The organism is Proteiniborus ethanoligenes, assembly GCF_900107485.1.
Lineage (GTDB): Bacteria > Bacillota > Clostridia > Tissierellales > Proteiniboraceae > Proteiniborus > Proteiniborus ethanoligenes.
Window position 1 is genome coordinate 38,882 of the sequence record NZ_FNQE01000003.1, and the last position, 13,936, is coordinate 52,817.

Genomic DNA, 13,936 nt, shown 5'->3' on the forward strand with positions numbered 1-13,936 from the left:
AGTTTTTTTAACAATTTAAATTATTTTTTTGATTTTTATAGACTTTTTAAATTATCTATATTTTATTTTACACATACATGAAAAGGCTAAGAGATAAATAAGCGTTCAGATAACCCAACAACCCAACCTGAACGCTTATTTCTTGCACAGTATGAAATTCAAACTAGTATTTTATTCTATACATTAACATATTTCCATTTTCCACCTTTAAATATAAAGAAATACAATGTACCTCTCACTATTAAATCTAAGCTCATAGCAATCCAGGCCCCTATCAATCCCCAATTAAGAACTATTGCAAAAAGATAAGCAAAAACTAGTCTAACCCCCCAAATTCCAGTAAGAGTTATTACTAAAACTCTCCTAGTGTCTCCTGCACCTCGTAGAGCACCAGAAAAGCCCATGACTGCTGCTAAGAATGGTTGAGATATGGCTACGATTCTTAGACATATTCTAGCAATACTAAGTATTTCCTTATCTTTAGTGAAAATCATGAGAAAATAATCAGGCCATATAAAGAAAAATACTCCAACAATGGCCATTAAAATAGCTCCCATCTTAACAGCTATAAAACCACTTTTTTCTGCTAATTTAGGTTTTTCTGCTCCTAAGTATTGTCCTACTAATGTGGTTGCAGCAAGGGCAAATCCAAATCCAGCATTAAAGGATAAGGATTCAGCAGTCATAGTTATTCTATGAGCAGCAAAGGTTACAGTACCTAATGATGATACTATTCTACTAAACAATAGTTGTCCAAACCTCATAAGAAACTGCTCTATAGCTGCAGGAATACCTATGTTGAATATCCTTCTTATAATATCTACATTTAATTTAAGCTTTTCTTTAAAATCTATTTTAACAAATCTACTTCCTTTTATTAGAATCACTACTATTATAACAAAGCCTACAAATCTTGAAAATGTAGTAGCTATACCAGCACCGTCGACTCCCCATCCTGCTCCTGGTGCAAAAAAAGATATGCTTTTATCTATAAAAGGTATGTTTATATTCACTGTTCTACTTTCATAAATTAGAAAAAAGTTTCCTACAATGTTTACAATGTTTGAAATACCATTTATATACATGGGAGTCTTAGTATCTCCACCACCTCTTAATACGCCATTCATTATCATAGTTATAATCATGAAGGGCAGGCCCCAAACATTGATTTTGAAATATGAAGCAGATATAGGAATAACATCAGGTTCTGCTCCCATAAGCTTTACAATTGGAGTAGCAAGCAATAAGCCTAAAATCATAAATACGGCAGACATTATTACACTCAATATTAGAGATTGTCTGGCTACCTCATTAGCTTCACTTTGTTTTGAGGCACCAATAGCTCTTGCTACTAGAGCTGTTGTACCTACACTTATGGCAGCAAAAAAAGACATTGCTGTCATCATAGGCATATCACTTAACCCTACTGCTGCAATTGCACCAGCTCCTAAGCTTCCTACCATTGCCATATCGGCAAAGCCTAAAAGTGTTTGCATTAGCATTTCTCCTATTGCAGGTAAAGCAAGCTTTAAAGTGTTTTTTTCTAAATTGGTCTCAGGTAATCCCTTGTTTTTTATATCTAATGCTTCTTCAGACATATGCAATCAATCCTCCTTGACGCTTTCCTCAATCATTACGTTATATAAGTGTTTGAGACCTTTAAGTAAAAGCTCTTTTTCATTTTCACTTAAGTCTGTTAATTTCTCAGATAAATATTCTCTTCTCTTTTTTAATACTTGCTTAACAATTTCATTCCCCTTTGGCTGAACCTTTAATCTAACTACTCTTTTATCCTGCTCATCCTTTTCTCTAAGGACTAGCTCATTTTTCTCCATTCTATCTATTAAATCTGTTATTGTGCTACAGGCTAAAGACATCCTTTGGCTTAGCTCTCCTATTGTAAGCTGTTGATTATTTACTATATGCTGAAGAGCAATAAACTGAGGATCCGTTATATTCATATGGCTCAATATTTCTCTACCTTTTTTTCTTATTATCCAATCTGTTTTTCTTAAGTACTTTTCTATTAATTCTACGTTAGTTTCTACTCCATCCTTATGCACCTCTCCACCTCCAAATATATTTCGTCTCACTAAATATATTAACCTATCCTAAATATCTAGTCAATCTTTTCACTTTGAAAAAGTTATTATTTATTGTTAAATAAAAATTACTTTAATTCATTTTTACTGGTAATTCTATGTTTATTTATTATATTTTAAAATCTACATACGAATAAAAGCTTTATTATATGAAGTATATAGTTATTTTTTAAAAATACTATGCTAATCAATAATAAAGATTTAAAAAATAAAAGAGGATTTAGAAATTATTACTAGAATATATATTATTTAATGATAAAATAAGAATTAGTTTAATTATTGAAAGTTTATTTTTTTGAAAGGGGGGCAAAAGTGAAAACAGTACATATAAAAAGCAAACCACAAAAATCTATTTCCTTGCTCATAGTTCCCCATTCTAAGGAAATAAGTCAAATAAATATAGCCACCTGGATTCCAAAGTTTTTTTTAGGCTTAATCCTTGTAGTTTTATTGACTTCTGGCTACCTAACTTATGATTTATATTCTTCCCATAACAGACTAAAAGAAAGCTACGATGAAAAGGCTCATATACTTAAGGACCTAGAAGAACTAAATGAACAGCAAAAACGTGAAATCGAAAATTTAAGACTTAAATCAGCAGAAGTACAGGAAAAGCTTGACTCCATAGCTCAGTTACAGGAAACTGTAAGAAATCTTGTAGGTCTTGAAAAAACTTCGGAAGAGTCTACAAACAATGATGCAAGTCCGTCAAGAGGTGGACCAGCTCTTAGGAGAAGTAGTGTTATGGATTATGAAGATATTGATTTAAATACAAAGATGAAAGAGTTATCATCTCAATTAGATCAAAGTTCTTTAGAGCTTAGCACACTTATTGATGATGTTGAAAAAAGACTTAAATATTTAGATGCTAAGCCTAATCTTATGCCTACTAGTGGCCGAATTACTTCTGGATTTGGTAATAGAAAAAATCCATTTGGTAGAGGTACAGAGTTCCATAACGGTATAGACATTGCTAATAGCTCAGGAACTAAAATAAAAGCAGCTGGTAGTGGCGTAGTAACTTTTGCTGGTTACAGTAGTGGTTATGGTAGATATATAATAATAAGCCACGGGTATGGATACCAATCAATATATGGACATAACAGAAAGCTTTTAGTTAAAGTTGGAGACAAGGTAGAAAAAGGGCAAATAATAAGTGAAATGGGGAGTACTGGTAGAAGCACAGGTACGCATCTGCACTTTGAAGTCAGACTAAATGGTAAGCCTGTAAATCCTATGAATGTTATAAATAATATGGATTAGCTATATTTTTTTGGGGGGATACTAATGTTTAAAAAAAATGAAGATACTATTGGGAAAATAGATACCTTAATTGGAAGCAATACAAAATTTAGTGGTAAAATTGAAGCTAAGGGAGCTATAAGAATAGATGGAGAATTAGATGGTGATGTTATAGTAGAAGGAAACGTAACTATAGGACCAGAAGGTAAAATAATTGGAAATATTACATGCAGTAGCATTTACATATCTGGAACTGTAAAGGGTAATATCCATTGTAGGGAACAGCTTAGATTAGGTAATACAGCAAAGCTAATAGGAGATGCTGAAGTAAAAACATTAATTGTAGATGAAAATGCAATATTTGATGGGAAATGCAAAATGGAAGGTACTAGTGATACCACTATGAATGATAGAGATACAAAAAAAGAAAATAAAAAGCATAATTCATAAAAGGAGCCTAAGGCTCCTTTTAATTTTTTAGCAAAATATTTTAAAACTTCTAGGGACTACTTCAAAAGTTGCAGGAAGAGTTCCACCATATTCGCCATCAATATCTACCTGAACCTTTTCATTAGATTCAATAGTAATTTTTCTAGTCTTAAAGTACTCAACGTTTGGATGATTGACGTGTTCACCTGTCAATATGTTTATAAAAATTGATACTATATCCTGTATTTCTGATTTTCTTATTATAATACAATCTAAAAGTCCATCCTCTACCTGTGCTTTAGGTGCAAGCATTTTAAAGCCACCTATTGAAGAGCTATTAGAAACTAAAAACAAAAATATCTCTTCCTCTGAAGTATATTCTTCACTACTTATCTTAACATTTATTCCATTAAACATTTGCTTAGGAATTTCCTTGAGCCCTTCCAAATAATAAGCCATTCTTCCTAAAGCATTTTTACTTTCAGTAGGAACCTGATGAGCTACATTAGTTAAGAATCCACCTGCGGCTACATTTACAAAATATTTGTCCTCCCATTTCCCTAGGTCTACATCGATAGTATTCTCATCCATTATCATATCACAAAATTCCTTCGAACCTTTTGGAAGTCCCATATAATTTGCAAAGTCATTTACAGTACCAGCAGCTAAGATAGCAACTGGAATTTTCCTCCCTCCAATAATGATGCCCGTTGCAACCTCATTTACAGTTCCATCTCCACCACAAGCTACTATAATATCCCAATCTTCCTTACAGCATCTTATGGCTTCTTGCATAGCGTCATTTTTTTCTTTAGTTGCAAACTTGCCAACTATATATCCATTATCTAAAAGTATCTTGCATATTTCATCTATTCTTCTCTGAATAACTTGCCTACCGGAAGAAGGATTATAAATAACCTTCACCTTTTTCAATAAACTCACCTTCCCTATATGCAATAATTATAGCCTATTATTCAATGACTAAATCTATCTATATTACAGATATAATAATATATTATTTGCATTTTATCAATCAGTTTATAGCAGAAGGATAGAGTCTCCTTCTTAATATATCTATTTTAATTCCCTTTAGGCTTAGTAAAGAATATGAAAATAAATGCTAAAACAAAGGAAAAAGATGATACTATGAACATGAATTCAAATCCTATAATATCTACGAAAAAACCAAACATCAAAGGTCCGAGTATGGCTGCTAGTGATGAAAAGAAATAATATAAGCCAGTGTATGTTCCCACCTTATCTTCTGTGGTACATTCGACAACCATAGGATAAGAGTTAATATTTATAAGTGCCCAGAAGAAGCCACCTATACCCATAAGAATCATCATTATTACATTAAAAGGTAGCGATAAAAAAGTAGTAGTAGCTCTAATAGTAGATAAAATAAGGAATACTACAATAAGCCCTGTTATCCCCATTAAAATAGTTCTTTTCTTTCCTACCTTTGATGCTATAAATCCACTAGGTATGGCAAATGCTAGGAACATACCAGCAAAGCTACTCATTATAATAGACCCTGTTTTAGTAGTTGTACCTAAAAAATAAACACTATAATTACTGAATGTTGCTTCAACACCCTGATAAGCCACAAACCAGAAGAAAATTGCAAACAATAAATAAAGAGCTGTTTTGTCTTTGTTTCTTACAACATCAAGCAAAGCACCGACAACATTAATTTTTTCTTCTTTACTAACTTCACCTTTATCTGGCTCTTTTATAAATTTACGAAGAAGAATCAATGATACTATCATCAATATTGAAGTTAATATAAAAAGTAAATACTTATTAAATTCATAAACATATGCTCCTACAAACAAAACTAGTACAGAAGCTAAACCACCCATAAAGTTAATAACCCCATTAGCCTTACTTCTAAGGGGAGCAGGTGTAATATCAGGCATAAGCGCAATTGTTGGAGCTCTATATATAGCCATTGATAAGTTTAAGAAAAACAAAATAATTACTATACTAATAAAGCTAGTATAGAAAGGCAGTATGCTAAAAAGAACAGCAGATATTGGTATGCCTATTATTAAGTATGGCATTCTTCTGCCAAATCTAGTCCTAGTACTGTCGCTCATAGCACCAATAACAGGAATTAAGCTTACAGCTAATAGATTATCGAAGGTCATTATTGCATTTATCCAAAACTGACTATCTAAAAAGTCTCTTAGAAACAAAGGAACATAAAAATTGTACAATGACCATACTAAGCTAATAACAAAGAAACCAAGGCCTAGAATAAAGGTCTTTTTATAATTTAGTTTCATCTATACCCCTCCTATAATATTATCTCTAATTTTTATCCCCCTATCTGGGTAGTTTGTTATTATACCATTTACATTTAGTTTAATCATAGCCGCTATAAACTTATCATCGTCAACAGTAAATGGATTTAACATTATACCATTTTCTTGACAGCCTTTAACTATTTCAGGAATCATTAGATTATAGAAGAGTGGGTGCAATGCATCAGCTTTAAGCCTCTTTGCATAAACCCAAGGCTCTACTAAGCCTGCCATGTATAATACTCCAGTCTTTATTTTAGGATTATACTTTTTAACTTCGATTAGGCTAAAATGATTAAAAGAAGATATTATAACTCTTTCTTCCATATTGTAGCTTTTGATTATATCAATAACCCTTTTTTCTATGCCTTCATAAAGTATTGGAGCATTTTTTAATTCTATATTAAGTAGCATATCCTTATCTTTGATAAGGTCCATTACCTCTTCTAATACAGGAATTTTCTCTCCCCTAAACTGTTCTCCAAACCAACTTCCTGCATCAAGCTCTTTTATCTCCTGCAAAGTATGATCCTTAATAAATCCATCACCATTTGTTGTCCTATTAACTGTTTCATCATGGCACACAACTAGAGCCTTATCCTTTGTCATATGTACATCTAATTCTATCCCATCTGAATTCATCTCTATAGCCTTTAAAAAAGAAGCTATCGTATTTTCAGGAGCATAAGCTGAAGCTCCCCTATGTGCAATGATTAATGACCCTTTCAAAATGACCACTCCCCCTTCTCCATTAATTATATTCTACCTCTACAGAAAATTTCCTTTATTATACGAAAAAAAGGACTATAAAAGTCCTTTATTTAAAACCCTCGTGTTTATCTACAATAGATTGTAGCTTCCTTGCCTGCATTCCTGATTCTTCTGCAAACTTTTTGAATGTATTTACAACTTCCTCATCATCAGTTTTTTTTGAAAACATTTCATAATCTCTTACCATCTCTTGCGCATCTAATAGCTTTTTCTTCAGCATATCAAGAGTATTCATCTGCATATTTCTCACCTCCTATGCCTACACTAATTTATTCCTTACCTCTTTCGACTTTAGTTTTTTACATACAGAAAAAAATATTCCTTTTTATTAAAAATTAAAAAATAATTATTACAAAGAAGGTAATTTATTTTGAGTGTCGAAATATATTGTTTAGATTAATCCGACTAAAGAGGAGGTAAATCATGCAGAATTTTAAGACTTTGAAGGAATTTTTCATTCAGTATAAGTGGAAGTATGCACTAGGTGTTTTGTGGCTTTTAATAGTAGATCTTGCCCAGTTACTAGTGCCCCAAATTCTAAGAACAATCACTAACTTGCTTGAGGCTGGGGAGCTAACTAATCAAGATCTTGTGAAGTATTGTTTTTATATGATTATGGCAGGTCTTTTCATAGGTGTGGGAAGATATTTTTGGAGGATATATATAAATGGAACATCAAGGCAATTAGAATATTACCTAAGAAACAAACTGTTTAACCATCTTCAAACTCTTTCAACTAACTATTTCAACAAGCATAAAACAGGAGATTTAATGGCACATGCTACAAATGATGTTAACGCTGTAAGAATGGCTCTTGGTCCAGGTATCGTCATGCTGACAGATGCTTTTTTTATTACATTGTCAACCATATATGCAATGATTAGAACTGCCAATTTAAGATTAACCCTCATTGCACTCCTGCCTTTACCCTTCCTAGCTTTCATGGTAATGAAATTTGGTAAGATGATACACGGAAGATTTAAAAACGTTCAAGATGCTTTCTCAAAATTGACTGATAAAGTTCAAGAAAACTTTGCAGGAGTTAGGGTCATTAAGTCCTTCGTACAGGAAGAAAAAGAAATAGGTAAATTTACTGATTCAAATCAGCATAATTTCAAGATGAATATTGATTTAATAAAGGTATGGGGAGCATTTTCACCATTAATTCAGTTTATATCAGCAATTAGCTTTCTTATAGTAATATGGTATGGAGGTATGGCGGTCATTAACAACGAAATATCATTAGGAGATTTTATCGCATTAAATAGCTATATTGCACTCCTAGTATGGCCTATAATGGCTATAGGCTGGGTCATAAACATATTTCAAAGAGGTATTGCCTCAATGGAAAGGTTAAATTCTATATTCAATGAAAAGCCAGAAATAGTAGATGCTGAAAACCCTTTAGAGCTTGATAATATAAATGGAGATATTGAGTACAAAAACGTATCCTTTAAATACCCTGGAAGCTCAAATTATGCACTAAAAAATATTAGCATAAAAGTAAAAAGCGGGAATACCTTAGCTATTATCGGAAGAACAGGAAGCGGAAAAACCACATTAGTTAATTTGCTAATTAGACTTTATGATATTGATGAAGGAAGTATTTTAGTAGATGGTAATGATTTGAAAAACATTTCATTAATTACTTTAAGAGAGAATATAGGCTATGTTCCGCAAGAGAGCTTTCTCTTCTCCACAAGCATAAGCGAAAACATAGGCTTTTCCTTTGAAGAAGAGATTGATGAAGAAAGGATAATAAAAGCATCAAGGCTTTCAGAGCTTTATAATAATGTGGTAGAATTCCCTCAAGGATTTAATACTATCCTGGGAGAAAGAGGAGTGACCTTGTCAGGAGGCCAGAAGCAGAGAACATCTATTGCCAGGGCAATAATCAAATACCCAGGTATACTGATACTAGATGATAGCTTATCAGCAGTAGATACCCAGACAGAAGAAAGAATACTAGAAAACCTTAGGGAAATAATGAAATCACGCACTACCATAATCATATCCCATAGAATATCTACAATTAAAAATGCTGACGAAATAATCGTTTTAGATAATGGAGAAATCGTTGAAAGAGGTAAGCACGAGGTTCTAGTAGGACTTGGAGGAATTTATAAGAATATTTACGAAAAACAATTATTAGAAGATAAAATTCAAAATTTATTATAGGAGGATGACTAATGACTAATTTTCACGAAGAAGAAACCTTAGGGAAAGCCTATGACTCTAAGCTGATGAAAAGACTTCTTACATATACTAAACCATACTGGCTATATATATTAATATGTGTTATCCTCTTAATGGCAGTAACCCTAGGAGATTTAGCACGTCCTTATATATTGAAATATGCCATTGACGATAGTATAAGAGGCTATCTTGAGCCAATGTATGTACTGCATAAAAATACCGTTGTTGAAGGTATTACATATAAGGACAAGCTATATGTAAGAGAAAAAAATGCAATCAGTCTTTCTAAAGAGTTGCTAGAAGATGCTGAAATAAAAACTATAGTTAAGAGTAAAGGAGTCCATTATTTAGTAGATGGTGCCATTAAAAATGATGCAGACGAATTTACAATAGAAAAAAAAGATAATAGTTTCCTTCTCTTAAAGGATGGAGATAGATATAGTGCTACTCTACTTTCAGATGAGGATTATAGATTGTTTAGAGAAAATGATATATTTAATCTTAAATCCATTGGGAAAATATTTCTTTTAATAATCATTGTAAGCTTTATATTTAACTATACACAAGTATATATATTAAACTATACTAGCCAAAAGATTATCTTCAATATAAGGCAAGAGATTTTTTCTCATTTGCAAAAAATGTCGCTATCATATTTTGACAAAAATCCAGTTGGTAGACTAGTAACTAGAGTTACAAATGATACAGAGGCCTTAAACGAAATGTATTCTAGTGTATTAGTAACCTTATTTAAAGATGTGTTTCTATTAATAGGTATTGTAATCACCATGCTTAATATGAATGTTAAATTAGCATTATTTTCACTCTCTGTCTTACCATTTATAATAATTGCATCTATAATATTTAGAATCAATATTAGGAGAGTGTACAGAACAGTAAGAGTACAATTAGCTCGAATCAATTCTTCATTAAATGAAAATATTACTGGAATGAAAACTATCCATATATTTAAAAAAGAAAATAAAAAGTTTAGAGAGTTTGATGAAATAAACAAGGACTATTTAAATGCAACTAAAGAAGAAATCCAATTATATGCTATTTTTAGACCTATTATAGAAATAATAAGATCCTTGGGTTTAACCTTAATAATTTGGATTGGGGGTAAAAACGTAATAAATGGCGCCATTGAGTTTGGTGTACTATATGCATTTATAAACTATTTGCAAATGTTTTTTGAACCAATACTTGATCTAACAGAAAAATACAACATACTTCAAGCTGCTATGGCTTCATCTGAAAGAATATTTATGATATTAGATACAGAAGAGGATATTAAAAATGGAGATAATCCAGTAGCTTTAGAATCTGTTAAAGGAAAGATTGAGTTTAAAAATGTCTGGTTCGCATATGAAAAAGACAATTGGGTTCTAAGAGATGTAAGCTTCACCATAAATCCAGGAGAAACCGTTGCTTTTGTAGGAGCTACAGGTGCAGGCAAAACATCCATAATCAGCTTAATAAATAGATTTTATGATATACAAAAAGGTCAGATACTCATTGATGGAATAGATATAAAATATTTAGACAAATACAGTCTAAGAAAACGAATAGGCATAGTGCTTCAGGATGTATTCTTGTTTACAGGAACTATAAAGGATAATATTAGATTAAATAATATGGATATATCTGATGAGGAAATTGTAGATGTGGCTAAATACGTTAATGCACATAGCTTTATCGAAAAATTTCCTAAAAAGTATGAAGAGCCTGTGATGGAAAGAGGCTCTACCCTTTCAGCAGGTCAAAGACAGCTGCTTGCTTTTGCTAGAGCCTTAGCCTTTAAGCCTGATATATTAGTACTAGATGAAGCTACTTCAAATATTGATACAGAAACTGAGCTCCTTATCCAGGATGCCTTAGACAAAATAGTAAAAGGTAGAACTACTATTGCTATTGCCCATAGACTATCTACAATTCAACGCTCTAATAAAATTGTAGTTCTTCACAAAGGTAGAATAAGGGAAATAGGTTCTCATCAGGAGCTATTAAATAAAGGTGGAATGTATTATGATCTCTATAGGCTGCAGTATAAGGAAGATTTTCAAGATAATAATCAATAGTTGTATAAATGACTATAGTTAATGCTTATTTACTTTTAATTAAATATCTAGTAGAATAAATAGCAATGCATAATTTTTATAATTAGGAGTGGTTTTGATGTATGACTATCATGTCCATAGTAGCTTTTCTGGTGACTGCAAATACTCTATGGAAGACATGCTAAAAGGTGCTTTAGAAAGGAACATTAAAACTCTTTCTTTCACAGATCATATAGATTATGACTATGGTAAAGCCCAGCTGGACTTTGTGTTTGATACAGATGATTATTTTAAGGAATTAAAAAGACTTAAAAGTAATTATAAGGGTAAAATTGAAATTCTTAGTGGAGTAGAGCTAGGAATGCAGCCCCATCTTGTTAGAAATATAAATAAAAAAATTAAATTAGATGAGCTTGATTTTGTAATCATGTCAATCCATACTGTAATAGGACATGAAATGCACGAAGGCGAGTTATATAAGGATAGAGACTTATTAGATGCTTATTTCCTATATTATGATGAGATGCTGGAGGTCTTAGAAAACTTTAATGACTTCGATGTAGTTGGACATATTAACCTAATCGACAGATATATAGGACATATGAACAATCAAAGTGTTGAATTCCAAGAATATAGGGAATTGCTAGAAAAGGTGTTTGAAAAAATAATTTCAAAGGAAAAAGGAATAGAAATTAATGCATCTGGCTTTCGCTATGGCATAGATTCTTTTCATCCATCTTTAGAAATACTTAGCTTGTATAAAAAGCTTGGTGGTGAAATCATAACCATTGGCTCCGATGCCCATAGTCCAGAATATATAGGATATAAATATGAGGAAGCAGTTCAGCTTTTAAGAGAACTTGGATTTAAATATATTACTACCTTTAAAAACAGAAAAAAACAATTCATAAAAATAGAGTAAGGAAGCTAAATCCTTACTCTATCTATTTGTATTCGTTTATCATATTGGCACTTTTCACATGTGAATAGATGCATGCATTTGCTCCTAGGTGCTCCATCTACAAGCTGTGTAATATCATTTGATAAATAAGGACTATAATCATCTAAATAGTTTACAATAGCCCCACTATCTTTCATCTGTACTGAGCATATAGGACAATTTATATTTACTTCCTCAATTCCATTGCAAAGAGGGCATACAAAATCCATTTTATTACCTTCTTCCATATTCAATATTAATTATTATGCCCTTTTCTGCCATCTTTATATAATTTATTTTAGATAAGCAATTTCAAACTATCACTTTCTGTAATTATAAGCTGAATAAAGTATTTTATTCTTGTAGTGCTTTATATGCATTAAGATGCCCAGCCCCAAAGAATTTTTTATCATTGCCCTTTACAGAATCTATAGCTTTTTTAACAAGCATATCTTTTATCTTTGCAGGACTCATCTTGCCATATTTATCAATAATAAGTGCAGCTACAGCAGAAACTTTTGGTGTTGACATAGATGTGCCTATTGAATAGTAATAGTTTCCGTCTTCACTTGCACTTAGGCAAAACTCATTGTAATAAAGTTTATTAGCTAAATATTCATCAAATCTTCCCTCTTCTAAATATTGATCATATAATCTTGCATCTCCACCGACTGCTCCTATATCTATAAAACCTGGCCCATAGTTTGAATAATTAGCAAGAACATCTTCAGGACCTGTTGCAGAAACAGTAACAACTTCAGGATATATAGCCGGCACATTAAAACCAGCTCCTACAAATATGATTCCATCTCCTCCATACTCACTATTTAGAAAATCTGTAACCTCTCTCTTATTTGTACAGTTTATTGCATCATTACCTGCAGCAACCACAACTAGAGTACCTTTTTTAGTAGCATATTTTACTGCTCTCTTATAAGCAATAAAGTCAGCAACATCATTACCTAGATTTTCTCTCTTTCCCGTTTCAGGATCAATATAAAATACCTGACCTATAACATCAAATCCACCAAGACTCATAGACAATATATCCGCTCCATCATCTGCAGCAGCTATCATAGCATTAATAATCCATGCAGATTCGGCTGAGCTTGTTCCAAAGACACGGTACGCTCTTATACCTGTATTTGGAGCTACTCCTACCATATAACCATTTGCAGCAATTGAACCTGCTACATGACTCCCATGTCCATGCTTATCATCAAATGCATTAGGATTTCCTGTTTCTCCTGGCTCTGTACCTCTAAATCCACCTGAAGGTACAAAGTTTTTAGAACCTGGTAATATATTGTTTACCAAGTCAGGATGATCTCTATCTATTCCTGTGTCTATTATTGCGACTGCTACATCATGGCTTCCTGTTCCAAACTCATAGCTGTTACCATTTTCGGTAATTCTCTTTATATCCCATTGTCTATCCCACCAGTATCTTTCCGTATAGCTATTATTTATTTCATTTCCTGCAGCCCCTACCATTTCTTCTCTCGCATCTATTCTCTTACCTTCTGGCATTGTCCATTGCAAGGAAGGATTTGCTGCTTGTATCCCTTTCATATCTTTTATCTTTGAAAGAAAATCTACCTTACCCTGAATCTGAACAAATCCCACTTCTGGAACTGAATAGATTGCTTTTGCTCCATAATTAGCTATTTCCTCATTAAAATCCCCTGGGATTTCATTAGATTTAAATACTACTGAATAATAATAATCTGCTTCGTCTGCATTAGCTCTTGCTCCCACACTGCTAATAGCTCCAATCACTAATGCTAGTGTAAGTACTACACAAAGTAACTTTTTCAAAACATTACCCCCTTAATTAATTTTTCATTTGAAATATATGCAGACAAGCTTATAAGTATTGCAAAAAAT

At 32.3% G+C, this 13,936-nt stretch carries 13 protein-coding genes; 5 read left to right on the forward strand and 8 right to left on the reverse strand.

The genetic code is table 11. The annotated features are described in order from the left end of the window. Positions 1-176: 176 nt before the first annotated feature. Together BLV37_RS02165 and BLV37_RS02170 are read right to left on the reverse strand one after the other, a co-directional pair. Positions 177-1,598: an MATE family efflux transporter gene (locus tag BLV37_RS02165; protein ID WP_143031468.1), complete on the reverse strand. Its 1,422-nt coding sequence runs from the start codon at positions 1,596-1,598 to the stop codon at positions 177-179. A gap of 6 nt (positions 1,599-1,604) precedes the next feature. Continuing rightward, the gene (locus BLV37_RS02170; protein WP_091726632.1) at positions 1,605-2,063 is read right to left on the reverse strand and encodes a MarR family winged helix-turn-helix transcriptional regulator; all 459 of its coding nucleotides are present in this window, start codon (positions 2,061-2,063) and stop codon (positions 1,605-1,607) included. Between the two features lie 351 nt (positions 2,064-2,414). On the opposite strand from BLV37_RS02170, the gene BLV37_RS02175 reads away from it, so the two are divergent. Continuing rightward, a complete protein-coding gene (locus tag BLV37_RS02175) occupies positions 2,415-3,365 on the forward strand; it encodes a M23 family metallopeptidase (protein WP_091726635.1) in 951 nt (316 codons plus the stop codon). A 24-nt stretch (positions 3,366-3,389) separates the two neighbouring features. After that, entirely contained in the window at positions 3,390-3,794 is a 405-nt protein-coding gene (locus BLV37_RS02180; RefSeq protein WP_091726637.1) for a bactofilin family protein, read from the forward strand. A 27-nt stretch (positions 3,795-3,821) separates the two neighbouring features. On the opposite strand, the gene BLV37_RS02185 is transcribed toward BLV37_RS02180, so the two are convergent. The 4 genes from BLV37_RS02185 to BLV37_RS02200 all read right to left on the reverse strand — a co-directional run bounded on the left by BLV37_RS02185 (position 3,822) and on the right by BLV37_RS02200 (position 7,094). Further along, the gene (locus tag BLV37_RS02185) at positions 3,822-4,697 is read right to left on the reverse strand and encodes a diacylglycerol/lipid kinase family protein (protein ID WP_244270453.1); all 876 of its coding nucleotides are present in this window, start codon (positions 4,695-4,697) and stop codon (positions 3,822-3,824) included. Positions 4,698-4,852: 155 nt separating this feature from the next. After that, entirely contained in the window at positions 4,853-6,064 is a 1,212-nt protein-coding gene (locus BLV37_RS02190; RefSeq protein WP_091726640.1) for an MFS transporter, read from the reverse strand. Continuing rightward, positions 6,065-6,811: a glycerophosphodiester phosphodiesterase gene (locus BLV37_RS02195; protein WP_091726641.1), complete on the reverse strand. Its 747-nt coding sequence runs from the start codon at positions 6,809-6,811 to the stop codon at positions 6,065-6,067. A gap of 88 nt (positions 6,812-6,899) precedes the next feature. Then, positions 6,900-7,094 carry a hypothetical protein gene (locus BLV37_RS02200; protein ID WP_091726644.1) on the reverse strand — a complete coding sequence of 65 codons (195 nt, stop codon included), beginning with the start codon at positions 7,092-7,094 and terminating at the stop codon, positions 6,900-6,902. Positions 7,095-7,276: 182 nt separating this feature from the next. Here BLV37_RS02200 and BLV37_RS02205 point away from each other — a divergent pair, with 182 nt between their 5' ends. The 3 genes from BLV37_RS02205 (at position 7,277) to BLV37_RS02215 (ending at position 12,031) form a co-directional block, all read left to right on the forward strand. Continuing rightward, complete coding sequence (locus BLV37_RS02205) at positions 7,277-9,031, forward strand: ABC transporter ATP-binding protein (protein WP_091726646.1); 1,755 nt, start codon at positions 7,277-7,279, stop codon at positions 9,029-9,031. A gap of 11 nt (positions 9,032-9,042) precedes the next feature. Continuing rightward, entirely contained in the window at positions 9,043-11,130 is a 2,088-nt protein-coding gene (locus tag BLV37_RS02210) for an ABC transporter ATP-binding protein (RefSeq protein ID WP_091726649.1), read from the forward strand. Positions 11,131-11,227: 97 nt separating this feature from the next. After that, positions 11,228-12,031: a histidinol-phosphatase HisJ family protein gene (locus BLV37_RS02215; protein WP_091726652.1), complete on the forward strand. Its 804-nt coding sequence runs from the start codon at positions 11,228-11,230 to the stop codon at positions 12,029-12,031. Between the two features lie 5 nt (positions 12,032-12,036). Here the strand turns inward: BLV37_RS02215 and BLV37_RS02220 are convergent, their stop codons facing one another. Both BLV37_RS02220 and BLV37_RS02225 read right to left on the reverse strand, forming a co-directional pair. Next, positions 12,037-12,297: a hypothetical protein gene (locus tag BLV37_RS02220; RefSeq protein ID WP_208975179.1), complete on the reverse strand. Its 261-nt coding sequence runs from the start codon at positions 12,295-12,297 to the stop codon at positions 12,037-12,039. 106 nt (positions 12,298-12,403) lie between these two features. Beyond that, entirely contained in the window at positions 12,404-13,867 is a 1,464-nt protein-coding gene (locus BLV37_RS02225) for a S8 family peptidase (protein WP_091726657.1), read from the reverse strand. Positions 13,868-13,936 lie beyond the last annotated feature (69 nt).